Source organism: Streptomyces sp. UF-297, assembly GCF_058245575.1.
Genome location: NZ_JBSIBZ010000002.1, coordinates 1 through 26,589, shown reverse-complemented (window position 1 = coordinate 26,589; position 26,589 = coordinate 1). Strand labels below are relative to the sequence as shown.

Sequence of the window (26,589 nt, the reverse complement as noted above, 5' to 3'; positions counted from 1 at the left end):
CGTTCCGGGGCGATCTTCGCCGCCCCCGGCCCGCCGTCACTTCTCCTGGAAATCCCCCGCCGCCACCCGCAGCGGCCGCAGCATCGCGAAGATCTCCCCGCACTCCTCGGCGTCGTACGCGCCCAGGCCGAAGTCCATCTCCATCAGCTCGCGGGTGGCCGCGTCGCACACCTCGCGGCCCTTGTCCGTGATGGACGCCAGCGTCCCGCGCCCGTCGTTGGGGTTGGGCCGCTTGGCCACCAGACCGGACTTCACCAGCCGGTCCACGGTGTTGGTCACCGAGGTCGGGTGGACCATCAGCCGCTCCCCGATCTTGGACATCGGCAGCTCGCCCGCCTTGGAGAAGGTCAGCAGCACCAGCGCCTCATAGCGCGCGAAGGTCAGGCCGTAGGGCTTGACCACCGCGTCCACCTCGGCCAGCAGGATCTGCTGGGCCCGCATGATCGAGGTGATCGCGGCCATGGACGGTACGGCTCCCCACCGCTGCTGCCACAGTTCGTCGGCGCGCGCGATGGGATCGAAGGGAAGGCTGAGCGGCTTCGGCACGTCCACGACCCTACCCGCCGGTCATATCCCGGTCAGCCCTGTCTCAGTACTCGGTACCGCCACAGGCCGCGGTGCCGTGCGCCGCACTTGGAGGATCACCAGCCCGACGAGCAGCGCGCCCAGGACCCCGCCGGCCGGCATGACCACGTGCAGGGGGACGAACTCGGCGGCCAGGCCCGCCAGCGCCATGCCCAGCCCCTGCACCGTCATCAGGCCCGCCGTCATCAGCGTCATCGCGCGCCCCCGCAGCTCCTCGGGAACCGCCGCCACGAACCACTGGTCCAGGCCCAGGGTGTACGAGATGCCGGTGCCGGTCAGGACGAGCAGGACCAGCGCCCAGCCGAGCGAGGGGCGGGCGGCGAAACCGAGGGCGGGCAGCACCGCGAACAGGCCCATGGGCAGGACGATCCTGGCCCGGCCCCGCGGGCTCAGGAAGGAGCCCACCAGTGTCTCGGCGGCGACGGCACCGACCGGCATGGCGCACATCAGGAGGCCGAGCCCGGCAGTACCCAGCCCCAGCACGTCGGCGTACGGCGTCAGCAGCGCCTCGGGGACCACCACGAACATCGGCGGCAGCCAGGACAGCAGCAGCAGCGCGCGGATGCGGCGGTCGGCCAGCAGACGGCGCGTACCGGCCAGGGAAGCGCCCAGGACCGGGCCCGCGCCACCGGCCCGCGCGGGGCGCCGCCGGGTGCCCAGACGCAGCAGCAGCGCGGAGGCGAGGAAGGTGCCGACGGTGACCAGGAGCACGGTGCGCGGCGAGACGGCGGCCAGCAGCAGCCCGCCGACGGCGAACCCGGCCAGCTGCGCGCTCTGCGAGACGATCCGCAGCGCCGAGCGCCCCAGCACGAACCGCTCGCCCGCGCCCAGGATCTCGCCGAGCGTCGCGGCGCGCGTACCGCCGAAGACGGGTGCGACGGCCGCGGTGACACAGCGCAGCACGAGCAGCACGGCCACCGGCGCGCCCGGCGCCGCCATCCCCGCGGCGCACACCGCGCACACCAGGTCGCAGATCACCAGGACGCGGCGGGCCGGGAAGCGGTCGGCGACCGCGGACAGCAGCGTGCCGCCGATCAGGTACGGCAGCAGGCCCAGCGCGAAGGTCAGCGCGCTCAGCAGCGGGGAGCCGGTGAGCCGGTAGACCAGCACGGACAGCGCGATCTCGCAGACCACGACGCCGAGCGAGGACAGCAGGTGCGCCGCGAAGACGGCACGGAACTCGCGCACCGCGAACACGGCCCGGTACCCGGCGCGGCGCCGCTGATCCGAGGGACGGTCCGGCCTTCCGTCGGGGAGTTCCTGCGCGAGGCTGTGGGAGGTGTTCGCCATGCGGGCAGCCTTCCGGGACGGCCCGGCGGCCCCTAGTGTTTCGGCCCGAGCCGAATCCACGGGGAGGGGGGACCTGCCGGGTGCCCATGGACCTGCGCTTCGGGGCGGACGACCTGCTCCGTATCCGCTTCGCCCTCTCGCCGCTGTGCGAGACCCACGAAGCGCTGCGTACGGTGCGCAGGACGGACCGGCACGGCTATCACCTGCCGTGGCTGCGGCGGATGCGGCAGGCGGTCCAGGGCCTCGATCTGCGGCCGCTGTGGCTGCTGATGCCGGCGGTGCCGCCCGGCTACACCCCGGACTTCCTCGGGCCGCCGCCGGACACCGCGCTCACCTCCTTCGAGGAGCAGCTGGCCCGGATGCGGGCGACCGATCCGGCGGTGGCCCGCGCCGAGATGGCCAAGTCGCTGGCGTGCACGCCCGGTGCGGCCGGCTCGGAGCGGGGGCGCGCGCTGCTGGCCGACCCCGCGCGGGCCGTACAGGAGCTGGCGGATCTGACCGAGCGGGCCTGGCGGGCGCTGCTGGCCCCGGACTGGCCGCGGCTGCGCGCCCTGCTGGAGGCCGAGATCGCCTACCGGTCACGGCAGTTGGCGAGCGGCGGGCTGGCCGGGCTCTTCGCCGATCTGCACCCCCGCATCAGCTGGGCCGACGGCACTCTGCGCGTCGGTACGCGCACGGACTTCCTGCTGGTGCAGGAGCTGTCGGGGCGGGGCGTGCTGCTGATGCCCAGCGTCTTCGTCTGGCCCGATGTGGTCAGCGGCTTCGAGCCGCCCTGGCAGCCCACCGTCATCTACCCGGCCCGCGGCATCGGCGGGCTGTGGAGCGAGCCGGCGGCCGCCGAGGCGCTGTCCCGCCTCCTGGGCGCCAACCGCGCCGCGGTCCTGGCGGCCCTGGACGGCCCGTCCTCCACCACGGCCCTGGCCCAGCGGCTGGGCCTGGCCCCCTCGTCGGTCTCGGCGCACCTGTCCGTGCTGCGCGCGGCCGGTCTGCTGGTCGCGCGCCGCCGGGGCCACGAGGTGCTGTACGAGCGCACACCGCTGGGCATCGCGCTGGTGGCCGGGGACGGCTGACGGCTGGCGGCTGGCGGCCGGCGGCCGGCGGCTGGCGGCTGGCGGCTGGCGGCTGGCGGCTGGCGGCTGGCGGCTGGCGGCTGGCGGCTGGCGGCTGGCGGCTGAGCACAGCACCCGGTCGGCCCGGCGCCGGTCGCCGGGCGGCGCACCCGCCCGTAGCGTCACTTCCGGTTACGCGTCACTGCACACCGTTATCGAACGACCGGAAGGCGGCGGCCGTGCGCAAGAGTCTCCTCGCCCTGGGGCTGGCGGTCACCGTCCTGATCGGCACCGGCCCGGCGGCCGCAGCGGCGGCGCCCCCCGCCCCGCGAGCCGCCGCCCCGGCGGGCGACCCGGACAAGGACGACCCCTGGCCGGCCCCGCCGGGCGCCAACAACTGGAGCTGCAGGCCGAGCGCGCAGCACCCCAACCCGGTCGTGCTGGTGCACGGCATCGTCGTGAACCGCTTCATCAACTGGCTGGCGATCGCGCCCCAGCTCGCCATGAAGGGCTACTGCGTCTACGCCGTCACCCTGGGCCGCAACAAGCTGCTGCCGCCGCCCGCGAACCTGGCGGCCGGCATCACCTCGGTCAAGCCCGCCGCCAGGGACCTGGACGTCTTCGTCGACAAGGTGCTGGCCTCGACCGGGGCGAAGAAGGTGGATCTGCTCAGCCACTCCTGGGGCACGATGGTCAGCGGCTACTACACCAAGTTCACCGGCCCCACGAAGGTCGGCACCTACATCGGGCTGACGCCGTTCTGGCAGGGCCTGCCGCTGTTCGGCGTCTCCGATCTGCACAAGTTCGGCCGGATCTTCGGCGCGGACCTGTTCCTCGGGCTGACCTTGGACCAGGCCTGCGGCTTCTGCCGGGAGTTCCTGAAGGACTCCGCCTTCCAGGAGGAGCTGCACCGGGGCGGGGCCGCCGTGCCGTGGGTGAAGTACACCAACATCATGACCAAGCTCGACGAGCTGGCCGTGCCGTACACCATCGGCAGGCTCGACGGCCCCAACGTCACCAACGTCGTGCTCCAGGACCAGTGTCCCGCCAGCCCCACCGAGCACTTCGCGGTCGCGGTGGACCCGCAGGTGATGCGGAACATCGAGAACGCCCTGGAGGGGCGCAGCAACGCGAAGACCCCGTGCTGGACCTCGGGTCAGCCCCGCTGATCCTGCGAGAGGTAGCGCTCCACGGTCTCGACCTTCCGGGTCAGACCGTCGCTGACGCCGGGCCGGATGTCGGCCTTCAGGACGAGCGAGACCCGTCCGGCCCGCGCCTCGACCGCCGCCACCGCGCGCTTGACGACGTCCATGACCTCGTCCCACTCACCTTCGATGGACGTGAACATCGCGTCCGTACGGTTGGGCAGCCCCGACTCCCGTACGACCCGGACCGCGTCGGCGACGTACTCGCCGACGTCCTCGCCCACGCCCAGCGGGCTCACGGAGAAGGCGACGATCATGAGGTGGCGCCCTCCTTGTCGGCCTCCTTGCGGGCGCGGGCGGCGATCACGCCGGCCGCCTCCTCGCGCTTGAGGACCTTGTCGCCGTACAGGCCGCCGAAGGGCAGGATCGCCAGCACGAAGAAGAACGCGACGCGCTTGAGGGGCCACTTGGTGCGGTTCCACACGTCCAGCAGCAGCACCACGTAGATCACGAAGAGCACGCCGTGGATCATGCCGAGCGGCATCACCAGGGTGTCGAAGTCGAAGGCGATACGGAACCCCGTGCCGAAGATCAGCAGCGCGGGGAAGGAGAGCGCCTCCGGGATGGAGGCCAGGCGCAGCCGGTGCAGGGCGGCGGCGGTCTTGATGTCCACGGGAACCTCGTTCGGGTGGGCTGAGGAAAATCGGGGGGCTCTACAGCTTGTGCATGACTTCACAAGGGCCTCCCCATTGTTACAGGCGCCCAAAGGATCACTGTTCAGGGGTCCCGAAGCCCGTTACCTTCGGGGAGTGGCTCACTTTCGGCTCCAGGGGAGCAAGGTGCTCGCCGTCGACATGACCGGCGACGCCGTCAAGGCGAAGAACGGTGCGATGGTCGCGTACGACGGCCGGATGACGTTCAAGAAGATGACCGGTGGCGGGGAGGGCCTGCGCGGCATGGTGACCCGGCGCCTGACCGGCGAGCAGATGGCCGTGATGGAGGTGAAGGGCCACGGCACCTGCTACTTCGCCGACCGCGCCAGCGAGATCAACCTCGTCCAGCTCACCGGCGAGAAGCTGTACGTGGAGGCCTCCAACCTGCTGTGCACGCAAGCGACGCTGCGCACCGGCACCACCTTCACCGGGCTGCGCGGCTCCTCGCAGGGCAACGGCCTGTTCACCACCACCGTCGAGGGCAGCGGCCAGGCCGCGCTCGTCTCCGACGGCCCCGCCGTGGTGCTGCGGGTCACCAAACAGACCCCGCTGCAGGTCGACCCGGGCGCGTACGTCGCGCACACCGGCGACCTCAAGCAGCACTTCCAGTCCGGCGTGAACTTCCGCACACTGATCGGGGAGGGCTCCGGTGAGGCCTTCCAGATCCGTTTCGAGGGCGAGGGCCTGGTGTACGTGCAGCCCAGCGAGCGCAACACCATCGGGGGCGACATCTGATGCCCTTCACTCTTGTGAACTCCCGCATGGTGCAGGCCCAAGTGGTCCCGGGACAGCGGATGTTCAGCCAGCGCGGGGCGATGCTCGCCTACCGCGGCGAGGTCGGCTTCACCCCCAACATCCAGGGCGGGCAGGGCGGCATCACCTCGATGATCGGCCGCCGCATCGCCAATGAGGCCGCTCCCCTGATGACGGTCGAGGGCAGCGGCACGGTCATGTTCGGGCACGGCGGCCACCACATCCACGTCGTGGACCTGACCGGCGAGACGCTCTACGTCGAGGCCGACCGGCTGCTCGCCTTCGACGGCTCCCTCCAGCAGGGCACGATGTTCATGGGCTCGCAGGGCGGCGTGATGGGCATGGTCCGCGGCCAGGTCACCGGGCAGGGCCTGTTCACCACCACGCTCAAGGGCCATGGCTCGGTCGCGGTGATGGCCCACGGCGGCGTGATCGAGCTGCCGATCACCCAGGACCGCCCCGTCCATGTCGACCCGCAGGCCTACGTCGCCCACCGCGGCGAGGTGCGCAACAAGCTGTCCACCGCCCTGGGCTGGCGGGACATGGTCGGCCGCGGCTCCGGCGAGGCGTTCCAACTGGAGCTGTCCGGCCAGGGCACCGTCTACGTACAGGCGTCGGAGGAAAAGCTGTGACCGGTCCCGTAGTGCACGACGTCCACTCCCTGCCCGCCGACGACAACGTCAATCCGTACGCCTTCAGCGTGGACCTCAACGGCCAGTGGTTCCTGCAGAAGGGAAAGATGGTCGCCTACTACGGGCAGATCGACTTCCACGGCATCGGACACGGCCGGCTGGAGCGGCTGATCGCCGGAAGTTTTCATTCGCCACTGCACGCCGCGGACTGGGTGGTGGCCGAGGGCCAGGGGAAGATGGTCCTTGCAGACCGGGCCTTCGACGTCAACTCCTTCGACCTCGAAGACGGCAACCTGACCATTCGCTCGGGCAACTTGCTCGCCTTTCAGCCATCTCTTTCGCTGAAGCAGTCGATCATTCCGGGCTTTCTCACGCTGATCGGTACGGGCAAGTTCGTGGCGGCCTCCAACGGGCCGGTGGTCTTCATGGAACCGCCGATCCGGGTCGACCCCCAGGCGCTGGTGGGCTGGGCCGACTGCCCCTCCCCCTGCCACCACTACGACCACCAGTACCTGCGCGGCTTCCTCGGCGGCCTGCGCGCGCACACGGGCATCGGAGGCGCCTCGGGCGAGGAGCACCAATTCGAGTTCGTGGGGGCGGGCACGGTCCTGCTCCAGTCGACCGAGCAGCTGATGGCAGAGCAGACCACGGGGGACATTCCGAACGAAGCGGGCGTACCGGGAGGCGGGCAGACGGCGTCGCAAGGTGGCTCACAACTGCCTCAACTGCCCGGACAGCTCGGGGGGCTCCAGCGCCGCTTCGGGCTGTGAGCGGTAGTCTGCGGACGGTGACTTCGAACGCCTGACCAACGTCGTCACAGCCGCCGCCCTGGCGCGACTAATTCACCATTCAACTTTCACGGGTAGAATTCTTCCATGACGACCGAGAGCGACACCCCCTGGCTGACCGACCAGGAGCAGCGCGCCTGGCGCACGCATCTGGATGTCAGCAGGCTGCTGATGCACCAGCTCGAACGCGATCTGCAGCCGTTCGGCCTGACCAACAACGACTACGAGATCCTGGTCAACCTCTCCGAGGCCGAGGACCGGCGGATGCGGATGAGCGACCTGGCCGCCGCGACCCTCCAGTCCAAGAGCCGGCTGTCCCACCAGATCACCCGCATGGAGAACGCGGGCCTGGTCCGCCGCGAGAGCTGCGAGTCCGACCGCCGGGGCCTGTTCGCGGTCCTGACCGACCAGGGCTGGGACACCATGCGCCGAGTCGCCCCGCACCACGTCGAATCCGTACGCAAGCACTTCATCGACCTCTTCTCCGCCGAGGACCTCGAAGCGCTGCGCACCTCCCTGACCCCGGTCGCCGAACACCTGCGAGGCCGCCGCGGCAGGCCCTGAGCGCTGTGATGGACGTCCGGTGCGGTTCGCCCGTGCCCCCAAGGGGCGCGGGGCCGTGCCGGTATGCGGCTCCGCCGCGTGGGCGCGACCGGCCCTCGGCGGCCCGCGGGGTCCCGGCCGCGCTGCCGGCGCAGCGCTCAGACGGACGGCAGCCGCAGCTCGAAGACCGCGCCGTCGCACGCGCGCAGCGTGCCGCCGTGCCGCTCGGCGACATCCCGCGCGATGGCCAGGCCCAGGCCCGCCCCGCCGTCGTCCCTGGCCCGGGCGTCGTCCAGCCGTACGAAACGCTCGAAGATCCGCTCCCGCTCGCCCTCGGGCACCCCGGCCCCGTCGTCCGCCACCCGCAGCACGGCCCACTCGCCCTCGCGCGCCACCTCCACCCGCACCGCGCTGCGGGCGTGCCGCTGCGCGTTGTCCAGCAGATTGCCCACGACCCGCGCCAACTGGCCGCGGGACCCGGCCACTTCACCGCCCTGCGCCCCGTCGACCTCGACCGGCACCCGGTCCCCCACCCGCTGCGAGACCTCCTCGCGCACCAGCGCCGCCAGGTCCACCCGCGCCGGTGAGGGCCGCTCCCCCGCGTCCAGCCGCGCCAGCAGCAGCAGATCCGCCGCCAGGTGCTGCAGCCGCACCACGTCCTGCACCGCGCCCGGCACATCCAGCAACTCCGGGTGGGCCACGCCCACTTCGAGCTGGGTGCGCAGACTGGCGATCGGGCTGCGCAGCTCGTGCGAGGCGTCCGCGACGAACCGCCGCTGGCGCTCCACCGACGTCTGCAGCGCCGCCAGCGTCTCGTTGGTGGTACGGGCCAGCCGCGCGATCTCGTCCCGCGACCCCGGCTCGGGCACCCGCCGCGACAGATCCGTACTGGCCGTGATCGCCGCCATCTCGCCGCGGATGCCCTCCACCGGGCGCAGCGCCCGCCGCGTCACCAGCCAGGTCACCCCCGCCACCACCAGCAGCAGCGGCACCAGCCCCGCGAGCATCGCGCCGCGCACCGACGCCACCGCGGCGCGCTCGGACGCCAGCGGCGCGCCCGCCCGGACCACGGCCTTCTCCCCCTTGGTGTCCTTGGCCTTGAGGGTGGCGAAGCGGTAGTCGCCCGCGCGCCCGTCGACGAGCGCCGTGCCGTCGGCGAGATGGGCCTTGTCCTCCACCTCGCCGGGCTCGACCCCGTCCTCGGCGTCCCGGTCGTCGCTGTCCTCGTCGTCGCCGTGCCCACCGCGGCCCGGCCCCGAGGAGCCGAGCACCACCGGCTTCCCGTCCACCGCCTGGACGTCCTCGCCGGCCGCCAGCACCTTCCCGTCGTCGTCCAGGACCACCACGGGCCGGTCCCCGTCGGGCAGTTCGAGCTTGTGGTACGGCGCGCCCGTGGCGATCTGGGAGGCGACCTCGCGCGCGGCGACCTCCGCCTGGAGCCCCGCCTGGCCGTGCAGGTTGTCGCGCAGCACGGCCAGTACGGCCAGCCCGGCCACCACCAGCGCCAGCGCCACCACGGCCGTCGCGCCCAGCGCGGCCCTGGCCCGTACGGAACCGAAGACCCTACGCACCGGGCACCAGCCGGTACCCGGCGCCGCGCACGGTGGCGATCGCCCCTGGCCCCAACTTCCGCCGCAGCGCGCTCACATACACCTCGACGATGTTGGGATCGCCGTCGTAGGCGAAGTCCCACACGTGCTCCAGGATCTCCGCCTTGGACACCACCTCGCCCGCCCGCAGCGCCAGTTGCTCCAGCACCGCGAACTCCTTTGCGGTCAGCGTGACTTCGGCGCCCGCCCGCTCGACGCGCCGCGCCCCCTGGTCGATGCTCAGCTCGCCGACCCGCAGCACCGGCAGGGCGCTGCGCCCGCGCCGCCGCAGCAGCGCCTTGACCCGCGCCACCAGCACCACGTACGAGAACGGCTTGGTCAGATAGTCATCGGCGCCCGTGTCGAGACCCTCGGCCTCGTCGTACTCGCCGTCCTTGGCCGTCAGCATCAGGATCGGCACCTCGTTGCCCGCCGCGCGCAGCGCCGCGCACACCCGGTAGCCGTTCATCCCCGGCAGCATGATGTCGAGCACGACCAGGTCGTAGTCGCCCTCACCCGCCCGGTGCAGCCCGCTCACCCCGTCGTGCACCACATCGACCGCGTACCCCTCGGCCGTCAGCCCCTTGGCCAGTGACAGGGCCAGCCGCTTCTCGTCCTCCACGATCAACAGACGCATGGGGCCAGCCTGCCACCCCCACCCTGAAGGACTCTTCAGGCGCCTTCAGGCTGCCTTCAGCTTCGCCGCGCGACGGTGGACACCGACAGACCGCAACCCTTCGATCGGGGAGAACCATGAAGCGCAACATCGTCATCGCCGGGGTCGCCGCGGCCGCACTCATCGCCGGTGGCACCGCGACCGCCGTGGCGCTCACGGGAGATTCCGGCACCGCCGCGTCCCCCTCCGCCTCCTCCGCGCAGCCGGGTACGTCCTCCGTACGCGTCCAGGACGACGACGCCCATGAGGACCTCGTCGAGGCGCGGGCCGCCAAGGTCCTCGCGCCCGACGCCGCGGCCGCCGCGCTGAAGTCCGTCCCCGGCACCGTCACCGGCATCGACCTCGACGAGGACGACCCCGGCCTGGTCTGGGACGTGGACGTGCTCGGCAAGGACGGCAAGTGGCACGAGATCACCGTCGACGCGGGCAACGCGAAGGTGCTGGGCACCCGCACCGGGCACGACGACCACGGGCAGGACCGCGCCCGCGCCGAGCTGAAGGGCACCCAGGTCGACGCCGCGCGGGCGGCCCGTACCGCCGCCACGTCCTACGGCACGGTGACCTCCGTCGACCTGGACGACGACCACCGTTCCACGGCCGTGTGGGAGGTCGAGTCGGTCACCAAGGACGGCAAGGAGCACAAGCTGAACGTCGACCTGAACTCGGCGAAGGTGAGCGCCGTACCGGCGTCGGACCGCGACGACAACGACAACGACGGGTACGACGACTGACGGGCCGGCCGCGTGCCCCCGGCGGGACGGCCGGGGGCTGTCGCCGGGCTCGTCCTCGAACGCCGGAGGGGCCGGATCGTGCCGGGCCCGCCTCCACGACGCGGACACGCACGGGAGGTTCAGGACTCCGTCAGGCCCGCGACCAGTTCGTCAGCGGCGGCGTACGGGTCGAGTTCGCCGCCGACGATGCGGTCGGCCAGGACGTCCAGGCGGCGGTCGCCGTGCAGGTCGCCGATGCGCTCGCGCAGCGCGGTGACCGCGATCGTCTCGACCTCGCGCGCGGCGCGCGAGCGGCGCCGCTCGGCCAGGACGCCCCGCTCCTCCATCCAGGCGCGGTGCTTCTCCAGCGCCTGGACGACCTCGTCCACGCCCTCGGCCCGCGCCGCGACCGTCTTGACGATGGGCGGGCGCCAGTCGCCCGCGGAGCGCGCCTCGCCCAGCCCCAGCATGTGGTTGAGCTCCCGCGCGGTGGCGTCCGCGCCGTCCCGGTCGGCCTTGTTGACGACGTAGACGTCCCCGATCTCCAGGATGCCCGCCTTCGCGGCCTGGATCCCGTCGCCCATCCCGGGCGCCAGCAGCACCACCGAGGTGTCGGCCTGCGAGGCGATCTCCACCTCGGACTGCCCCACCCCCACCGTCTCCACCAGCACCACGTCGCAGCCCGCCGCGTCCAGCACCCGGATCGCCTGGGGCGCGGCCCAGGCCAGCCCGCCCAGATGGCCGCGGGTGGCCATGGAGCGGATGTAGACGCCGGGGTCCGAGGCGTGCTCCGACATCCGCACCCGGTCACCGAGCAGCGCGCCGCCGGAGAAGGGCGAGGAGGGGTCCACGGCCAGCACGCCCACCCGCTTGCCGATCCTGCGGTACGCGGTCACCAGCGCCGAGGTGGTGGTCGACTTGCCCACCCCGGGGGAGCCGGTCAGCCCGACCACGTACGCCGAGCCGGTCAGCGGGGCGAGTGCCGCCATCACCTCGCGCAACTGCGGCGACGCCCCCTCCACCAGTGAGATCAGCCGGGCCACCGCGCGCGGCTTTCCCTCGCGCGCCTGCTCGACCAGTGTGGGGACGTCCACCATCGCTGCCCAGCTCCCTTACGTCGCTTCGTACGTCCATCGTCCGCGCGGGCCGACCCGGTCCTGGCCGGCCCGCGCGGTCGGCTCCCGGCCCTACTTGCCCGGTACCCGGATGATCAGCGCATCGCCCTGTCCGCCGCCGCCGCACAGCGCCGCCGCGCCCACACCGCCGCCGCGCCGCTTCAGCTCCAGCGCGAGGTGCAGCACGATGCGCGCGCCGGACATGCCGATCGGATGCCCCAGCGCGATCGCGCCACCGTTGACGTTCACCTTTTCCGGGGACACCCCCAGGTCCCGCATTGACTGCACCGCGACGGCCGCGAACGCCTCGTTGATCTCGAAGAGGTCGAGGTCCTCGACGTCCAGGCCCTCCTTGCCCAGCGCGTGCTTGATGGCGTTGCCCGGCTGCGGCAGCAGCGAGTTGTCGGGCCCGGCGACATTGCCGTGCGCGCCGATCTCCGCGATCCACTCCAGGCCCAGCTCCTGCGCCTTGGCCTTGCTCATGACCACGACGGCGGCCGCGCCGTCGGAGATCTGCGAGGCGGTGCCCGCGGTGATCGTGCCGTCCTTGGCGAAGGCGGGCCGCAGCCGGCCCAGCGACTCCACCGTCGTCTCGGGGCGGATGCCCTCGTCCTTGCTGAAGAGGACCGGCTCGCCCTTGCGCTGCGGGATCTCCACGGGGGTGATCTCGGCCTCGAACAGGCCGTTCTTCTGCGCGGCGGCGGCCCGCTGGTGGGAGAGCGCGGCGAACTCGTCCTGCGGCGCCCGGTCGATGCCGTACCGGGTGTTGTGCTTCTCGGTGGACTCCCCCATCGCGATGCCCTCGAAGGGGTCGGTCAGGCCGTCGTGCGCCATGGCGTCCAGCATCTGGACCGCGCCGTACTTGTAGCCCTCGCGGGACTTGGGCAGCAGGTGGGGCGCGTTGGTCATGGACTCCTGGCCGCCGGCCACGACCACGTCGAACTCGCCGGCCCGGATGAGCTGGTCGGCCAGCGCGATCGCGTCGAGCCCGGACAGGCACACCTTGTTGACGGTGAGCGCGGGGACGTTCATCGGGATGCCGGCCTTGACCGCCGCCTGCCGGGCGGGAATCTGCCCGGCACCCGCCTGGAGGACCTGCCCCATGATCACGTACTGCACCTGGTCGCCGCCGATACCCGCCCGGTCCAGTGCGGCCTTGATGGCCACCGCGCCCAGATCGGCTCCGGAAAAGGTCCGCAAGGACCCCAGCAGACGGCCCATGGGAGTGCGCGCTCCCGCGACGATCACAGAGGTGCTGCCGTTCGTGCCACTCATGGTGCGGCCCTTCCTGTGCAGGGAAGTTGTCGAGGGGTCCACGCCGGTGACGTCGCGAATGTCACGTGCGCCACTGACGTCAAACGAGGGGTCCCGTCAACGAAGTTAACGAGGGTTCCCGTCAATGTACTGAGCGGTACGCGCCGGGTCACCGGGCAGTGGGTGTGATCGCGCGCACGTTGCGTAACCGCGCATACGAGCGGTGCACTGGACACATGCTGACGCGAATCGACCACATCGGGATCGCCTGTTTCGACCTCGACGCGACCGTCGAGTTCTACCGCAGGACCTACGGCTTCACGGTCTTCCACACCGAGGTCAACGAGGAGCAGGGCGTCCGCGAGGCCATGCTCAAGATCAACGAGACCTCGGACGGCGGCGCCTCCTACCTCCAGCTGCTGGAGCCCACCCGCGAGGACTCCGCGGTGGGCAAGTGGCTGGCCAAGAACGGCGAGGGCGTCCACCACATCGCCTTCGGCACGGCGGATGTGGACGGCGACTCCGAGGACATCCGCGAAAAGGGAGTGCGCGTTCTGTACGAAGAGCCCCGCACGGGGTCGATGGGTTCCCGGATCACCTTCCTTCACCCCAAGGACTGCCACGGCGTGCTCACCGAACTGGTCACGGCCGCGACGGAGCACTGACCTTTACCTTCCCCGGCCGGTAGAGTGCAGCCTCGGCCGGGGTACGGGTTGGGGCTCGGTCCCTACTCTGCCGATGATCTGACACCATTTCTTCGGAAGGGTCAGCTCCAGTACGGCTCCAGCGCGACCAACGCGGGAGCCGTATGAGTCAGGAACGGAGTCGGCCGCCACCATGACCAGGGGACGGATGGGACCGCGCAGTGCGGGGCAACGAGCGCCACGAACGTGAGTGGGCTGAGGCCGACCACCTCTCGCAGTTCGAAGCCGAGATGGAGCGGCTGAAGAAAGAGCGGGAAAAGGCCGTCCAGCACGCCGACGACCTCGGCTATCAGGTCGAGGTGCTGCGCGCCAAGCTCCACGAGGCGCGCCGCAACCTCGCGGCCCGCCCTGCGTACGACAACGTCAGCCACCAGGCCGAGCAGCTGCTGCGCAACGCCCAGATCCAGGCCGACCAGCTGCGTGCGGACGCCGAGCGCGAGCTGCGCGAGGCACGGGCGCAGACCCAGCGCCTGCTCCAGGAGCAGGCCGAGCGGCAGTCCCGTCTGGAGTCCGAGCTGCACGCCGAGGCGGTGGCCCGCCGCCAGCGCCTGGACGAGGAGCTCAACGAGCGCCGCCAGACCGTCGAGTCGCACGTCAACGAGAACGTCGCCTGGGCCGAGCAGCTGCGGGCGCGCACCGAGGCCCAGGCCCGCCGCCTGATGGAGGAGTCCAGGGCGGAGGCCGAGCAGGCCCTGGCCGGGGCCCGCGCCGAGGCGCAGCGGCTGGCCGAGCAGGCCCGCGAGCGCCTGGGCAGCGAGGCGCAGAGCGCCCGGGCCGAGGCCGAGGCGATCCTGCGCCGGGCCCGCACCGACGCCGAACGGCTGCTGAACGCCGCCTCCGCGCAGGCCCAGGAGGCCACCGACCAGGCCGAGCAGCTGCGTACGTCGGCGGCCACCGAGTCCGAGACGGCCCGCCGCCAGGCGACCGAGCTGACCCGCACCGCCGAGCAGCGGATGCAGGAGGCCGACACCGCGCTGCGCGAGGCGCGCGCCCAGGCCGACAAGCTGGTGGAGGAAGCACAGCTCAGCGCCACCAAGCGGCTGTCGGCCACCGAGTCGGAGAACGAGCAGCGCACCCGTACGGCCAAGGCGGAGATCGCCCGGCTGGTGGCCGAGGCCACCAAGGAGGCCGACGCGCTCAGGGCCGAGGCCGAGCAGCTGCGCGCGGACGCCCGTACCGAAGCGGAGCGGCTGGTCGCCGAGGCGCAGGAGTCGGCGCGCTCGCAGGCCGCCGAGGACTCCGCGGCCCAGCTGGCCAAGGCGGCGCGTAGCGCCGAGGAGATGCTGACCAAGGCCTCCGAGGACGCCAAGGCCACCACCAAGGCCGCCGCCGAGGAGGCCGAGCGGGTCCGCAAGGAGGCCGAGGCCGAGGCGGACCGGCTGCTGGGCGCCGCGCACGACACCGCCGAGCAGCTCAAGGGCGCGGCCAAGGACGACACCAAGGAGTACCGCGCCAAGACGGTCGAGCTGCAGGAGGAGGCGCGCAGGCTGCGCGGCGAGGCCGAGCAGCTGCGGGCCGAGGCGGTCGCCGAGGGCGAGCGGATCCGCTCCGAGGCGCGGCGCGAGGCCGTGCAGCAGATCGAGGAGGCGGCCGGGACCGCCGAGGAGCTGCTGACCAAGGCCAAGTCCGATGCGGAGGAGACCCGTTCGGGCGCCGCGGCGGACAGCGAGCGGGTGCGCTCGGAGGCGGCCGAGCGGGCCGCGGCGCTGCGCGAGCAGGCCGAGGAGGCGCTGGAGCAGGCCAGGGCGCAGGCCGAGGAGCTGCGGGCCGAGGCCGAGCAGGCCGCTGCGGGCGTCGCCTCCGAGGCGGAACAGGCCGCGCAGCGGCTGCGCGAGGAGGCCGAGCAGGCGGCCGGCGAGCGCCGCGCCGAGGCCGAGGCGGAGCTGGCCCGGCTGCGCGCGGACGCCGAGGACAAGGTCGGCGCGGCCGAGGAGGCGCTGCGCGAGGCGCGCGCGGAGGCCGAGCGGCTGCGCAAGGAGACCCAGGAGGAGACCGCCCGCCTCAAGGCCGAGTCGGCCGAGCGGCTGCGGACCCTGACCCAGCAGGCCGAGGAGGAGGCCGAGCGGCTGCGCGAGGAGGCCGCCACCGACGCCGCCGGCGCCCGCGCCGAGGGCGAGTCGGTGGCCGTACGGCTGCGCAGCGAGGCCGCCGCCGAGGCCGAGCGGATCAAGTCCGAGGCCCAGGAGACCGCCGACCGGGTGCGCGCCGAGGCCGCGGCCGCCGCCGAGCGGACCGGCACCGAGGCCGCCGAGGCGCTGGCCGCCGCCCAGGAGGAGGCCGCCAGGCGCCGCCGCGAGGCCGATCAGCTGGTCGGCGAGGCGCGCGAGGAGGCCCACCAGGAGCGCACCCAGGCCCACGAGCAGAGCGAGGAGCTGCTGGCCTCGGCCCGTACGCGGGTGAGCGAGGCGCAGGCCGAGGCGGAGCGGCTGGTGGAGGAGGCCGACCGGCGCGCCGCCGAGCTGGTCGCCGCGGCCGAGCAGACCGCCCAGCAGGTGCGCGAGGCGGTGGCCGGGCTGCACGAGCAGGCCGAGGAGGAGATCGCCGGGCTGCGCTCCGCGGCCGAGCACTCCGCCGAGCGTACGAAGACCGAGGCGCAGGAAGAGGCGGACCGGGTCAGGGCCGACGCGTACGCCGAGCGCGAGCGCGCCTCCCAGGACGCCACCCGGATCCGGCGCGAGGCGCAGGAGGAGTCCGAGGCCGCCAAGGCGCTGGCCGAGCGCACGGTCACCGATGCCCTCGAAGAGGCCGAGCGGCTGCGCACCGAGGCCCAGGTCACCCTGGACGAGGCGCGCGAGGCCGCGGGCAAGGCCCGTACGGACGCCGCCGAGCAGGCCGACGAGCTCATCGCGGAGGCCACCGCGCAGGCCGAGAAGCTCGTCGCGGACGCCACCGCCAAGGCGCAGCAGCTGCGGACGGACGCCTCCGACGCGCTGGCCTCGGCCGAGCAGGACGCCACCCGCTCCCGCGCCGAGGCGCGCGAGGACGCCAACCGCATCCGTACGGACGCCGCCGAGCAGGCCGACCGCCTGGTGGCCGAGGCGCGTACGGAGGCCGAGCGGATCGTCGAGGAGGCCACCGAGCTGACCTCGTCGGCCCAGTCGGACGCCGAGCGCACCGTCCAGGAGGCGCAGGAGGCCGCCGAGCGGCTGCGGGCCGACGGCGAGCGGCAGGCCGAGGAGCTGCTCGCCGAGGCGAACACGGCGGCCGAGCTGCTGCGCGCCGAGGCGCAGGGGGTCCTGGAGACGGCGCGGCTGGACGCCGACCGCACCAGCGACCAGGCGCGCAAGGACGCCAACAAGACGCGCTCGGACGCCGCCGAGCAGGCCGACACGCTGATCTCGGAGGCCGCCACCGAGGCCGAGCGGCTGCGCACCGAGGCGGCCGAGGCCAGCGCGCAGGCCGAGCGCGACGCGGACCGCACCCGGGCCGACGCCCGTGAGCAGGCCGACCGCATGATCGCCACGGCCACCGCCGAGGCGGACCGGATGCGCGGCGAGGCCGCGGACACCATCACCTCCGCGCAGGAACACGCCACCCGCACCCGTACGGAATCGGCCAAGGTCAAGGAGGCCGCCGAGAAGGAGGCCGAGCGGCTGCGCACCGAGGCGCAGGAGGAGTGCGAGCGCACGCTGGACGAGGCGCGCAAGGACGCGGCCAAGCGCCGCGCGGACGCCGCCGAGCAGGCCGACCAGCTCGTCGCCAAGGCGCAGGAGGAAGCGCTCAAGGCGGCGACGGCGGCCGAGGAGCAGGCCGACACGATGGTCGGCGCGGCCCGCAAGGAGGCCGAGCGGATCGTGGCCGAGGCCACGTCCGAGGGCAACTCCATGGTGGAGAAGGCCCGTACGGACGCGGACACCATGCTGAGCGAGGCGCGCGGGGACGCCACCGCCATAAGGGACCGCGCCGAGGAGCTGCGGGTCCGTATCGAGTCCGAGGTCGAGGAGCTGCACGAGCGGGCGCGCCGGGAGTCCTCCGAGGCGATGAAGTCGGCGGGCGAGCGGGTGGACAAGCTCATCGCGCAGGCCACCGCGCAGCAGGTGGAGGCCGAGGGCAAGGCCAAGCAGCTGCTCTCGGACGCCAACAGCGAGGCGAGCAAGGTGCGTATCGCCGCGGTGAAGAAGGCGGAGGGACTGCTCAAGGAGGCGGAGCAGAAGAAGGCCGAGGCGGTACGGGAGTCCGAGCGCCTGCGCACCGAGGCTCGGCAGGAAGCGGACCGCATCGTCGAGGAGGGAAAGCGCGAGCTGGAGGTGCTCGTACGCCGCCGGGAGGACATCAATGCGGAGATTTCCCGTGTCCAGGACGTGCTGGAGGCGTTGGAATCTTTCGAAGCGCCGACATCGGGATCAGTGCCGGGCGCCAAGGACGGCGGGGTCAAGGCCGCCGCAGGCGCGGGTGCAACTCGTTCGAGTGGCAAGCAGTCTGATGGCTAGCCACTCAAACGAGGGGTCATTCTCCAGATCTAACGGGCAATGACTCGATGACACGCCGCTTCGGCCCCTAGGATTCCACTTATCACCTCACCGGTCTCTTTCGACAGGAACCCCATGAGCGACACTTCCTCCCCCTTCGGCTTCGAGCTCGTGCGGCGTGGGTACGACCGCGGTCAGGTGGACGACCGCATTACGAAGCTCGTCGCCGACCGTGACAGCGCACTGGCCCGTATCACCTCGCTGGAAAAGCGGATCGAGGAGCTGCACCTCGAGACGCAGAACGCCCAGGCACAGGTCAACGATGCCGAACCGTCGTATGCGGGTCTGGGTGCCCGTGTGGAGAAGATCCTCCGTCTCGCCGAGGAGGAGGCCAAGGACCTGCGCGAGGAGGCCCGCCGGGCCGCCGAGCAGCACCGCGAGCTGGCCGAGTCGGCCGCCCAGCAGGTCCGTAACGACGCCGAGCAGTTCGCCGCCGAGCGCAAGGCGAAGGCGGAGGACGAGGGCGCCCGGATCGTCGACAAGGCCAAGGGCGACGCCTCCCAGCTGCGCGCCGAGGCGCAGAAGGACGCGCAGTCCAAGCGCGAGGAGGCGGACTCCCTCTTCGAGGAGACCCGCGCCAAGGCCGCCCAGGCCGCGGCCGACTTCGAGACCAACCTCGCCAAGCGCCGCGAGCAGTCCGAGCGCGACCTGGCCTCGCGCCAGGCCAAGGCGGAGAAGCGTCTCGCCGAGATCGAGCACCGCGCCGAGCAGCTGCGCCTGGAGGCGGAGAAGCTGCGCACGGACGCCGAGCGCCGGGCCCGCCAGACGGTGGAGACCGCGCAGCGCCAGGCGGAGGACATCGTGGCGGACGCCAACGCCAAGGCGGACCGTATCCGCAGCGAATCCGAGCGCGAGCTGGCGGCGCTGACCAACCGCCGCGACAGCATCAACGCCCAGCTCACCAACGTGCGCGAGATGCTGGCGACGCTCACCGGTGCCGCGGTGGCGGCGGCCGGTGTCCCCGGTGACGAGGAGCCCATCTCCCGTGGAGTGCCCGCCCAGCAGGGCCGCTGACGCGGCCGCTGCGGCCGTCGGGCCGCGGAGATTTTCCCGCCCGCCCCCTTACGAGGGAGGCGGGCGGGTGCGTATGAGGGGAGGGCCCCGCTCCGGTGGCGGGAGGCCGCATGCGCGCTTAGCGTGCAAGACATGATCGAGCTCGAGGGGCTGACCAAGCGGTACGGCGAGAAGACGGCCGTGGACCACCTCACGTTCACCGTGCGCCCCGGCATCGTCACCGGGTTCCTCGGCCCCAACGGCGCCGGCAAGTCCACGACCATGCGGATGATGCTCGATCTGGACAACCCGACGGCGGGTACGGTCCGGATCGACGGCAAGCACTACCGGCAGCTGCGCGACCCGCTCACCTATATCGGCGCGCTGCTGGACGCCAAGGCCATGCACGGCGGACGCAGCGCCTTCAACCACCTGCTGTGTCTGGCGCAGAGCAATGGCATTCCACGCGCCCGGGTCCACGAGGTGCTGGACACCGTCGGCCTCGGCGCGGTCGCCAGGAAGCGCGCCAAGGGCTTCTCGCTGGGCATGGGGCAGCGCCTGGGCATCGCCGGCGCGCTGCTGGGCGACCCCGAGATCCTGATGTTCGACGAGCCGGTCAACGGGCTGGACCCCGAGGGCATCCACTGGATCCGCAATCTGATGAAGGGGCTGGCGGCCCAGGGACGTACGGTGTTCGTCTCCTCGCACCTGATGAGCGAAATGGCGCTCACCGCCGAGCACTTGATCGTCATCGGACAGGGGAAGCTGCTCGCGGACACTTCGATGGCCGACTTCATCCGGCAGAACTCGCGCTCCTACGTACGGATGCGCTCGCCCGAGCAGGAGCGGCTGCTGGATGTGCTGCACGGCGCCGGGGTCACGGCGGTGGCGGCCGGCAACGGCACGCTGGAGATCGACGGGGTGCCGGCCGACCGGCTCGGCGAGCTGGCCGCCCAGCACCGGCTCGTGCTGCACGAGCTCAGCCCCCAACAGGCCTCCCTGGAGGAGGCGTTCATGCAGCTGACCGCCGAGTCGGTGGAGTACCACGCGCACTCGGACACCCCCCACCACCCGGACCCGTCACGGCCCCAGGGCGCGGCGCCGCCCAACTCGCCCTCCCAGGCGGGCACATGGGGCGCGGACTGGCAGAACAAGAAGAAGGGCGCCTGAGCATGGCGGTCGTCTCCCAGGTCGTACGGTCGGAGTGGACCAAGATCAAGTCGGTGCGGTCCACGGTGTGGACGCTGGGCATCGCGGTGGTGATCACCGTCGCCATGGGCGCGCTGATCAGCCTGCTGGCCAAGAACGACTTCGACAAGATGTCGGACCGCGACCGGCTCGCCTTCGACCCCACCGCGATCAGCTTCGCCGGCATGGGGCTGGGGCAGCTCGCCATCATCGTCTTCGGCGTGCTGGTGGTGTCCAACGAGTACAGCACCGGCATGATCCGCACCTCGCTGGCGGCCGTGCCCCAGCGCGGCACGTTCCTGTTCAGCAAGATCGCGGTGGCCACCGTGCTGGCCTTCGCCGTCTCACTGGCCACCAGCTTCCTGACGTTCTTCGTCGGGCAGGCGATGATGGGCGAGCACAAGGCGTCGCTGGGCGACCCGGGCGTCCTGCGGGCGGTCTTCGGCGGCGGGCTCTACATGACGCTGATCGCGGTCTTCTCGATGGGCGTGGCCGCGATGCTGCGCAGCCCGATGCTCTCGCTGGGCATCCTGATGCCGTTCTTCTTCCTCATCTCCAACATCCTGGGCAACGTCTCGGCGACGAAGAAGATCGGCCGCTTCCTGCCGGACCAGGCGGGCCAGAAGATCATGCAGGTGGTGCGCCCGGTCGACGACGACGTCCCCTACGGGCCCTGGGGCGGACTGGCGATCATGGTGGCCTGGACGGCCGTCGTACTGGTCTGCGGCTTCGCGCTGCTGAAGAAGCGCGACGCCTGACCGCGGACCCGACTGTCCGTACGGCCCCATCCTTTGCTCCGTTTTGACGGGAACCGTCAACCTCTGGATAACCTCCTACCTCTTACGGGGGCACGAGGGGTCCTCTGCCCCGACCATCTCGCGAGGGGCGGAGAATGATCGAGGCAGTCGGCCTGACGAAGCGCTACGGCGCCAAGACGGCCGTATACAACCTGTCGTTCCATGTGCGGCCGGGGACCGTCACCGGCTTCCTGGGGCCCAACGGCTCCGGCAAGTCGACGACCATGCGCATGATCCTGGGGCTGGACGCCCCGACCTCGGGCCGGGTGACGATCGGTGGCCACCCCTTCCGCCGTCTTCCCAACGCCCCGCGCCAGGTGGGCGCGCTGCTGGACGCCAAGGCCGTGCACGGCGGCCGCAGCGCGCGCCAGCACCTGCTCTCCCTCGCCCAGCTCTCCGGCATCCCCGCCCGCCGGGTGGACGAGGTGCTCGGGGTGGTCGGCCTCCAGGAAGTCGCCAAGCGCCGCTCCAAGGGCTTCTCGCTCGGCATGGGCCAGCGCCTGGGCATCGCCGCCGCGCTGCTCGGCGACCCGCAGGTGCTGCTGTTCGACGAGCCGGTCAACGGCCTGGACCCCGAGGGCATCCTGTGGGTCCGCAACCTCATGAAGCAACTGGCCTCCGAGGGCCGCACCGTCTTCGTCTCCTCGCACCTGATGAGCGAAATGGCGCTCACCGCCGAGCACTTGATCGTCATCGGCCGTGGCCAGCTGCTCGCCGACATGTCGGTCAAGGACTTCATCGCGGCCAACTCCGCCGGTTTCGCGCGGGTCCGTACCCCCGACACCGAGCCCGAGCTGTGCGAGAAGCTGACCTCGGTGCTCGGCGAGGCCGGCGGCCAGGTCGTGCCGGAGGAGGACGGAGCGCTGCGCGTGGTGGGGCTGCCGCTGCCCCGCATCAGCGACCTGGCGCACGATTCCGGCATCCGGCTGTGGGAGCTCTCCCCGCACCAGGCCTCCCTGGAGGAGGCGTACATGCAGCTGACGCAGAACGCCGTGGACTACCGCTCCACGGCCGACCTGCGCGCGGGCCTCCAGCAGCAGGTCCCCGCCGGGTACGCGCAGCAGGGCCGGGCCCCGCACCAGCAGCTGCCGCAGGGGCAGGTCCCCCAGGGGTACGCGCAGGGTCAGCCCAATCCGTACGCGCAGCAGGCTCCCGGCCAGGGCTACCCGCCGGCCGCGCCGCACGGCGCCCCCGTACCGCAGGCCCAGCCCAACCCGTACGGGCAGCCGCAGCCGCCCGTGGCAGCGCCCGCCGCACCCGCCCCCGCCCCCGCCGACACGACCCAGCCCCACAGCGAGGACGCCCGATGACCAGCCCTCAGCAGCCGCAGGCGCCGCAGCCCGAGCCGAACGACGCCGTGCCCGCCCAGCTGCCGGTTCCCGCCGAGGCACCCCAGGCGCAGCAGCCGCCGCAGGCTCCCGCGCAGCCCGCCGCCCCCGTCGACCCGCGCCAGGAGCCGGGCACGATGATGCTCCAGGCGCAAGGACAGCCCCGGCCGCAGGGCGAACCCGTGGCCGCCCCGGCCCCGGCGCGCGAGGCGGGCACGATGATGCTCCAGGCCCAGCAGCAGCCGGCCGCGCCGCCGCAGCGCCAGGACGCGGGCACGATGATGCTCCAGGCGCAGGGCGCACCGGACCGGGCCCAGCAGGCACCGGTGCCGCCGCAGGCCGACCCCCGTCTGCAGGGCTACCCCCAGCAGGCGCCCCAGCAGCCGCAGGGCCAGGCCCAGCCCCCGGCCAACTGGCAGGCGGCGAGCGACAGTTACGTCTCCCCCATCCCGATCCGCCGCACCCACCTCGGCCACGCCCTGGCCTCGGAGTGGACCAAGATCCGCTCGGTGCGCTCGACGATGTGGACGCTGGGGTCGATGATCCTTCTTGTCCTCGGCATCGGCCTGCTGGCTGCGGCGACCGTGTCGGGCAGCGTCACCGAGCTCCGCGCCTCGCCGCTCAGCTTCGGCACCTTCGGAATGATGCTGGGCCTGATCTGCGTCCTGACGCTGGGCGTGCTGGTCATCTCCTCGGAGTACGGCACGGGGATGATCCGTACGACCCTGACCGCCTGCCCCAGCCGCGCCCGCGTGCTGACCGCCAAGGCGATCGTCTTCTTCGGCGTGACCTTCGTCGTCTCACTCGTCACAACCGCTCTGGTCGCGGTACTGGACAACGCCATGCTCGGTGGCATCGAGGGCACGCCGACGCCCACCGGCGGTGAATGGATCAAGGCGACGGTCGGCGTCAGCCTCTTCGTGGCGGCGCTCGGCCTGGTGGCGCTCGCCCTCGGCGCCATGCTGCGCCACTCCGCGGGTGCCATCACGGCCATGATCGGCCTGTACCTGCTCCCGCTGGTGCTGGCGATCTTCATGCAGGGCGAGAGCCTCGCGGACATCCAGCAGTTCCTGCTGGAGTACTCCATCCCGAGCCAGCTCGGCACGATGTACAGCAACGCCGTGACCGACAGCGGCCCGTCGGGCTGGCAGCCCCTGTGGATCGTCGGCGGCCTCGCCGCCGCCGGGCTCGGCGGCGCCTACGCCGCCCTCCTCAAGCGCGACGTGTAGCACACACGCGCCGTTTCACGCGCTCAGTAACGGGGCGCGTTCCGGGACCGCTGGAGCCGTGCGCTCCGGCGGTCCCGTGCGTTCCAGCAGGCCTTGTGCCAGTGGCGGCGGTCGTCCACGTCGCCGTGCTGGGGCCAGGTGACCACGTGCGGCACCCCGGGCGGGATCTCCTGGTCGCAGCCGGGGCAGCGGTAGTGCTTGGCCGCCGCACCGCCCCCAATATGGCGGACCATCCAGTCCTCACCGCGCCACAGTTCCGTACGCTCCAGTCCGTAGCGCTCCCCGCTCGCGCGGTCGGTGGGCTTCTCACCGCCGCGCGGGCGGTTTCGACGCGGAGACACAGGGCACCTCGGGAAATCGGCGGGTCACAGTCCGCTGTCAGCCTACGCGGCCCGACCTCGGGTAGACGCTGCCTACCGCAATGCTGCGATCATCGGGAAAGTTCGCCGCAGGCCGTGCCTTTGGCACGTGTCAGACGTTATTGCCGTTAGGGGGATGTCGCGTCGGCTGCGAGGAGGCAGAAGAGCGATGCGCGTTGGGGCATTCATCCTGGCCGCTCAGTTCCCGGGCCAGGGACAGGGGGAAGCACTGCACAGGGCGGTGCGCTCCGCGGAAGTCGCGGAGGAGGCCGGGCTCGACTCGGTCTGGCTGGCGGAACACCACTTCGTCCCGTACGGCGTGTGCCCGTCGGCGACGACCCTGGCGGCGCTGCTGCTGGGGCGCACCCAGCGGATCGGCGTCGGCACCGCGGTCAGCGTGCTGCCGACGGCGCATCCCGTGGCACTGGGCGAACAGGCCGCGCTGCTGCACCTCACCTCCGGCGGGCGCTTCACGCTCGGCGTCGGCCGCGGCGGGCCGTGGGTGGACCTGGAGGTCTTCGGCGCCGGCCTGGCCGCGTACGAACACGGCTTCCCGGAGTCGCTGGATCTGCTGCTGCGCTGGCTGCGCGAGCCCCGCGTGGGCGCGGACGGCGAGCGCTTCCGCTTCCGCGAGGTCGCGGTGGTCCCGCGCCCCGAGGAGTCGCTGGCCGGGCCCGGCGGGCCGCCGGTGATCGTGGCCTGTACGTCCCCCTCGTCCGTGCGGCTGGCCGCCGAGCGCGGGCTGCCGATGCTGCTGGGCATGCACTGCGGGGACGACGACAAGGCGGAGATGGTCGCGCTGTGGCGCAGGTGCGCGCTGGAGGCGGGGCACGACCCGCACGACATCGCCTCGGCCGAGCACGTCTCCGCGGGCGTGGTGCAGATCGCCGATGCGCGCCGGGACGCGGCGGAGACGCTGGCGAAGGCGATGCCCGGCTGGCTGCGGCGCGGCCTGGACGCGCATGTCACGGTCGACGGCCGCCATCGTGCCATGCGCGACCCGCTGGCCTATACGGAGCTGCTGTGCGGGCTGCATCCGGTGGGGACCCCGCGGCTGTGCGCGGACCGGCTCGCCGCCTGTGCCGAGCGCACGGGCATCACCCGCTTCGCGCTGCTGGCGGAGGGCTCCGGCGATCTGACGGCCACCGAGGAGAACGTACGGCGGCTGGGCCAGGACGTCCTGCCGCTGCTCACGTAAGGCCGCGGGCCACCGCTGCCCGGATACCGACCCGCTCGGTCCCGGCGGGGTGCTGCCGCTGACACACTGGCACCGGTGGCGCCACAACCCGCGTGTGCAGCGGCAGCAACTCCTTTCAGCAGTCCCGCAGTTCAGGCGACTGGTTCAACAGCTGACCCCTGATGGAGGTGAATTTCGCCAGCCGGTCGTCCACCGACGGGTCGAGCGGGAAGACCGCGACCCGATGGCAGTTCTGGAAAGCGAGGCGCACGCCGAAGTGACGCTCCAGCGAACCGCGGATCGCGTCACTCGCCAGCGCACGCAGCAACTGGCCTCGCGCCTGCTCGTCCGGCGGCGGCGTCTGGTTGTCGGCGAACTGACCGCCGTCCACCTTCAGCTGGGCCACCAGCGAGCTGATCATCCCCCATGCGTACGGCAAGGAGGTCCGGACGCAGTCGACAAAAGCTGCTTCGTCGACCTCGCCTCGCTCGGCCTGTTCGAGGAGGGCCGGTGAGACGTCGAGCGACATGAGGTTCTCCTCTCGCGGCCCCACCTGGGCAGGGCCTAAGGAATGGGACAAGGGGGCCGTTGACGGAGCGTGTCCGTACCACGACCCCCTGCTTCAACGGTATGCCGCGCACCGGGGCCGCACCAGGAGATTGCGTATACAACCGGCCATGGGCGGACGCCGGGGGTGCGCCGGTTTCCCCCTTAAAGGCACCGCGATCCGGGGGCGAATCGCGCCGAGTGCCCTCGGTCGAGTAGCGTGGCGCACCATGCGTCTCGTCATCGCCCGCTGCTCCGTGGACTACGCGGGCCGGCTCACCGCCCACCTCCCATCCGCCCCACGCCTCATCCTGGTGAAGGCGGACGGTTCTGTCTCCATCCACGCGGACGACCGGGCCTACAAACCTCTCAACTGGATGTCCCCGCCCTGCTCCCTCAAGGAGGGGGACGGCGATGTGTGGACGGTGGAGAACAAGGGCGGCGAGAAGCTGATCATCACGCTCGAGGAGATCATGCACGACTCCTCGCACGAGCTGGGGGTGGATCCCGGCCTCATCAAGGACGGCGTGGAGGCCCACCTCCAGGAGCTGCTGGCCGACCGGATCGAGACGCTCGGCGAGGGCTACTCGCTTATTCGGCGTGAATACCCCACTGCCATTGGCCCCGTGGACATTCTGTGCCGCAACGCGGACGGCGCGACGGTGGCCGTCGAGATCAAGCGGCGCGGCGAGATCGACGGCGTCGAGCAGCTCACCCGCTACCTCGAACTCCTCAACCGCGACCCGCACTTGGCGCCCGTGAAGGGCATCTTCGCGGCCCAGGAGATCAAGCCCCAGGCCCGCGTTCTGGCCACCGACCGCGGCATCGACTGCGTCGTCCTGGACTACGACGCGCTGCGCGGCATCGAGGACGACAAGCTGCGCCTGTTCTGACCCCGCAGCACCCAGCAGCACCGACAGCGGCCCGCCGCCGTGGCTCATCACCGCGGCGGCGGGC

At 72.2% G+C, this 26,589-nt stretch carries 26 protein-coding genes; 16 read left to right on the top strand and 10 right to left on the bottom strand.

The genetic code is table 11. From position 1 onward, the window contains the following. Positions 1-36: 36 nt before the first annotated feature. Positions 37-546: a MarR family winged helix-turn-helix transcriptional regulator gene (locus AC4IJH_RS02265; protein ID WP_490849740.1), complete on the bottom strand. Its 510-nt coding sequence runs from the start codon at positions 544-546 to the stop codon at positions 37-39. Between the two features lie 21 nt (positions 547-567). Then, positions 568-1,875, bottom strand: coding sequence for an MFS transporter (locus AC4IJH_RS02260; RefSeq protein WP_490849739.1), 1,308 nt, complete (start codon positions 1,873-1,875; stop codon positions 568-570). An 80-nt stretch (positions 1,876-1,955) separates the two neighbouring features. On the opposite strand from AC4IJH_RS02260, the gene AC4IJH_RS02255 reads away from it, so the two are divergent. Together AC4IJH_RS02255 and AC4IJH_RS02250 are read left to right on the top strand one after the other, a co-directional pair. After that, the gene (locus tag AC4IJH_RS02255) at positions 1,956-2,945 is read left to right on the top strand and encodes an ArsR/SmtB family transcription factor (protein WP_490849738.1); all 990 of its coding nucleotides are present in this window, start codon (positions 1,956-1,958) and stop codon (positions 2,943-2,945) included. Between the two features lie 218 nt (positions 2,946-3,163). Beyond that, positions 3,164-4,093, top strand: a complete 930-nt coding sequence (locus tag AC4IJH_RS02250) for an esterase/lipase family protein (protein WP_490849737.1) — start codon at positions 3,164-3,166, stop codon at positions 4,091-4,093. Here AC4IJH_RS02250 and AC4IJH_RS02245 read toward each other — a convergent pair. Both AC4IJH_RS02245 and AC4IJH_RS02240 read right to left on the bottom strand, forming a co-directional pair. Beyond that, entirely contained in the window at positions 4,081-4,386 is a 306-nt protein-coding gene (locus AC4IJH_RS02245) for an MTH1187 family thiamine-binding protein (protein ID WP_490849736.1), read from the bottom strand. The two genes, AC4IJH_RS02250 and AC4IJH_RS02245, sit on opposite strands and share 13 nt — an antisense overlap. After that, on the bottom strand, positions 4,383-4,742 hold the full coding sequence (locus AC4IJH_RS02240; protein WP_490849735.1) for a DUF3817 domain-containing protein: 360 nt from the start codon (positions 4,740-4,742) through the stop codon (positions 4,383-4,385). Before AC4IJH_RS02240 ends, AC4IJH_RS02245 begins: the two co-directional genes overlap by 4 nt. A gap of 136 nt (positions 4,743-4,878) precedes the next feature. Between AC4IJH_RS02240 and AC4IJH_RS02235 the strand changes: the two genes are divergently transcribed. The 4 genes from AC4IJH_RS02235 (at position 4,879) to AC4IJH_RS02220 (ending at position 7,519) form a co-directional block, all read left to right on the top strand. Then, complete coding sequence (locus AC4IJH_RS02235) at positions 4,879-5,517, top strand: AIM24 family protein (protein WP_490849734.1); 639 nt, start codon at positions 4,879-4,881, stop codon at positions 5,515-5,517. Continuing rightward, complete coding sequence (locus AC4IJH_RS02230) at positions 5,517-6,167, top strand: AIM24 family protein (RefSeq protein WP_490849733.1); 651 nt, start codon at positions 5,517-5,519, stop codon at positions 6,165-6,167. Before AC4IJH_RS02235 ends, AC4IJH_RS02230 begins: the two co-directional genes overlap by 1 nt. Beyond that, entirely contained in the window at positions 6,164-6,937 is a 774-nt protein-coding gene (locus AC4IJH_RS02225) for an AIM24 family protein (RefSeq protein ID WP_490849732.1), read from the top strand. Before AC4IJH_RS02230 ends, AC4IJH_RS02225 begins: the two co-directional genes overlap by 4 nt. Positions 6,938-7,042: 105 nt before the next feature. Further along, positions 7,043-7,519 carry a MarR family winged helix-turn-helix transcriptional regulator gene (locus tag AC4IJH_RS02220; protein ID WP_490849731.1) on the top strand — a complete coding sequence of 159 codons (477 nt, stop codon included), beginning with the start codon at positions 7,043-7,045 and terminating at the stop codon, positions 7,517-7,519. Between the two features lie 137 nt (positions 7,520-7,656). On the opposite strand, the gene AC4IJH_RS02215 is transcribed toward AC4IJH_RS02220, so the two are convergent. Both AC4IJH_RS02215 and AC4IJH_RS02210 read right to left on the bottom strand, forming a co-directional pair. After that, a complete protein-coding gene (locus AC4IJH_RS02215) occupies positions 7,657-9,069 on the bottom strand; it encodes a sensor histidine kinase (protein ID WP_490849730.1) in 1,413 nt (470 codons plus the stop codon). Further along, a complete protein-coding gene (locus tag AC4IJH_RS02210; protein ID WP_490849729.1) occupies positions 9,062-9,724 on the bottom strand; it encodes a response regulator transcription factor in 663 nt (220 codons plus the stop codon). The genes AC4IJH_RS02215 and AC4IJH_RS02210 overlap by 8 nt, the downstream gene beginning before the upstream one ends. A gap of 116 nt (positions 9,725-9,840) precedes the next feature. Here AC4IJH_RS02210 and AC4IJH_RS02205 point away from each other — a divergent pair, with 116 nt between their 5' ends. Next, entirely contained in the window at positions 9,841-10,494 is a 654-nt protein-coding gene (locus AC4IJH_RS02205) for a PepSY domain-containing protein (protein ID WP_490849728.1), read from the top strand. Positions 10,495-10,613: 119 nt separating this feature from the next. On the opposite strand, the gene meaB is transcribed toward AC4IJH_RS02205, so the two are convergent. Beyond that, positions 10,614-11,570: a methylmalonyl Co-A mutase-associated GTPase MeaB gene (gene meaB / locus AC4IJH_RS02200; RefSeq protein WP_490849727.1), complete on the bottom strand. Its 957-nt coding sequence runs from the start codon at positions 11,568-11,570 to the stop codon at positions 10,614-10,616. Between the two features lie 90 nt (positions 11,571-11,660). Further along, positions 11,661-12,863 (bottom strand): acetyl-CoA C-acetyltransferase, encoded by a 1,203-nt coding sequence (locus AC4IJH_RS02195; RefSeq protein WP_490849726.1) that lies wholly within the window; start codon positions 12,861-12,863, stop codon positions 11,661-11,663. 215 nt (positions 12,864-13,078) lie between these two features. Here AC4IJH_RS02195 and mce point away from each other — a divergent pair, with 215 nt between their 5' ends. The 7 genes from mce (at position 13,079) to AC4IJH_RS02160 (ending at position 23,550) form a co-directional block, all read left to right on the top strand. Beyond that, positions 13,079-13,507, top strand: a complete 429-nt coding sequence (mce, locus tag AC4IJH_RS02190; RefSeq protein ID WP_490849725.1) for a methylmalonyl-CoA epimerase — start codon at positions 13,079-13,081, stop codon at positions 13,505-13,507. Between the two features lie 200 nt (positions 13,508-13,707). Further along, a complete protein-coding gene (scy, locus tag AC4IJH_RS02185) occupies positions 13,708-17,976 on the top strand; it encodes a polarized growth protein Scy (protein WP_490849724.1) in 4,269 nt (1,422 codons plus the stop codon). Between the two features lie 114 nt (positions 17,977-18,090). Beyond that, positions 18,091-19,029 (top strand): cellulose-binding protein, encoded by a 939-nt coding sequence (locus AC4IJH_RS02180; RefSeq protein ID WP_490849723.1) that lies wholly within the window; start codon positions 18,091-18,093, stop codon positions 19,027-19,029. 132 nt (positions 19,030-19,161) lie between these two features. After that, entirely contained in the window at positions 19,162-20,178 is a 1,017-nt protein-coding gene (locus AC4IJH_RS02175) for an ATP-binding cassette domain-containing protein (RefSeq protein WP_490849722.1), read from the top strand. Between the two features lie 2 nt (positions 20,179-20,180). Next, entirely contained in the window at positions 20,181-20,954 is a 774-nt protein-coding gene (locus tag AC4IJH_RS02170; RefSeq protein ID WP_490849721.1) for an ABC transporter permease, read from the top strand. A 134-nt stretch (positions 20,955-21,088) separates the two neighbouring features. Then, complete coding sequence (locus tag AC4IJH_RS02165; protein ID WP_490849720.1) at positions 21,089-22,303, top strand: ABC transporter ATP-binding protein; 1,215 nt, start codon at positions 21,089-21,091, stop codon at positions 22,301-22,303. 299 nt (positions 22,304-22,602) lie between these two features. Then, entirely contained in the window at positions 22,603-23,550 is a 948-nt protein-coding gene (locus tag AC4IJH_RS02160; RefSeq protein WP_490849873.1) for an ABC transporter permease, read from the top strand. 23 nt (positions 23,551-23,573) lie between these two features. On the opposite strand, the gene AC4IJH_RS02155 is transcribed toward AC4IJH_RS02160, so the two are convergent. Then, positions 23,574-23,891: an Rv1322 family protein gene (locus tag AC4IJH_RS02155; protein WP_490849719.1), complete on the bottom strand. Its 318-nt coding sequence runs from the start codon at positions 23,889-23,891 to the stop codon at positions 23,574-23,576. A 187-nt stretch (positions 23,892-24,078) separates the two neighbouring features. On the opposite strand from AC4IJH_RS02155, the gene AC4IJH_RS02150 reads away from it, so the two are divergent. After that, on the top strand, positions 24,079-25,107 hold the full coding sequence (locus tag AC4IJH_RS02150; RefSeq protein ID WP_490849718.1) for an LLM class flavin-dependent oxidoreductase: 1,029 nt from the start codon (positions 24,079-24,081) through the stop codon (positions 25,105-25,107). Positions 25,108-25,222: 115 nt separating this feature from the next. Here AC4IJH_RS02150 and AC4IJH_RS02145 read toward each other — a convergent pair whose 3' ends face one another. Then, positions 25,223-25,615: an SCO5389 family protein gene (locus AC4IJH_RS02145; protein WP_490849717.1), complete on the bottom strand. Its 393-nt coding sequence runs from the start codon at positions 25,613-25,615 to the stop codon at positions 25,223-25,225. A gap of 247 nt (positions 25,616-25,862) precedes the next feature. Between AC4IJH_RS02145 and nucS the strand changes: the two genes are divergently transcribed. Beyond that, positions 25,863-26,525 carry an endonuclease NucS gene (nucS, locus tag AC4IJH_RS02140; protein WP_490849716.1) on the top strand — a complete coding sequence of 221 codons (663 nt, stop codon included), beginning with the start codon at positions 25,863-25,865 and terminating at the stop codon, positions 26,523-26,525. The last annotated feature ends 64 nt before the right edge of the window (positions 26,526-26,589 follow it).

Bases quoted from the DNA above. Each gene is read 5' to 3' on its own strand.
- AC4IJH_RS02210 (WP_490849729.1), bottom strand. From the start codon at position 9,724: ATGCGTCTGTTGATCGTGGAGGACGAGAAGCGGCTGGCCCTGTCACTG.
- AC4IJH_RS02205 (WP_490849728.1), top strand. From the start codon at position 9,841: ATGAAGCGCAACATCGTCATCGCCGGGGTCGCCGCGGCCGCACTCATC.
- mce (WP_490849725.1), top strand. From the start codon at position 13,079: ATGCTGACGCGAATCGACCACATCGGGATCGCCTGTTTCGACCTCGAC.
- AC4IJH_RS02260 (WP_490849739.1), bottom strand. From the start codon at position 1,875: ATGGCGAACACCTCCCACAGCCTCGCGCAGGAACTCCCCGACGGAAGG.
- AC4IJH_RS02195 (WP_490849726.1), bottom strand. From the start codon at position 12,863: ATGAGTGGCACGAACGGCAGCACCTCTGTGATCGTCGCGGGAGCGCGC.
- AC4IJH_RS02165 (WP_490849720.1), top strand. From the start codon at position 21,089: ATGATCGAGGCAGTCGGCCTGACGAAGCGCTACGGCGCCAAGACGGCC.
- meaB (WP_490849727.1), bottom strand. From the start codon at position 11,570: ATGGTGGACGTCCCCACACTGGTCGAGCAGGCGCGCGAGGGAAAGCCG.
- AC4IJH_RS02230 (WP_490849733.1), top strand. From the start codon at position 5,517: ATGCCCTTCACTCTTGTGAACTCCCGCATGGTGCAGGCCCAAGTGGTC.
- AC4IJH_RS02245 (WP_490849736.1), bottom strand. From the start codon at position 4,386: ATGATCGTCGCCTTCTCCGTGAGCCCGCTGGGCGTGGGCGAGGACGTC.
- AC4IJH_RS02170 (WP_490849721.1), top strand. From the start codon at position 20,181: ATGGCGGTCGTCTCCCAGGTCGTACGGTCGGAGTGGACCAAGATCAAG.
- AC4IJH_RS02160 (WP_490849873.1), top strand. From the start codon at position 22,603: ATGCTCCAGGCGCAGGGCGCACCGGACCGGGCCCAGCAGGCACCGGTG.
- AC4IJH_RS02180 (WP_490849723.1), top strand. From the start codon at position 18,091: ATGAGCGACACTTCCTCCCCCTTCGGCTTCGAGCTCGTGCGGCGTGGG.
- nucS (WP_490849716.1), top strand. From the start codon at position 25,863: ATGCGTCTCGTCATCGCCCGCTGCTCCGTGGACTACGCGGGCCGGCTC.
- AC4IJH_RS02175 (WP_490849722.1), top strand. From the start codon at position 19,162: ATGATCGAGCTCGAGGGGCTGACCAAGCGGTACGGCGAGAAGACGGCC.
- AC4IJH_RS02220 (WP_490849731.1), top strand. From the start codon at position 7,043: ATGACGACCGAGAGCGACACCCCCTGGCTGACCGACCAGGAGCAGCGC.
- AC4IJH_RS02150 (WP_490849718.1), top strand. From the start codon at position 24,079: ATGCGCGTTGGGGCATTCATCCTGGCCGCTCAGTTCCCGGGCCAGGGA.
- AC4IJH_RS02145 (WP_490849717.1), bottom strand. From the start codon at position 25,615: ATGTCGCTCGACGTCTCACCGGCCCTCCTCGAACAGGCCGAGCGAGGC.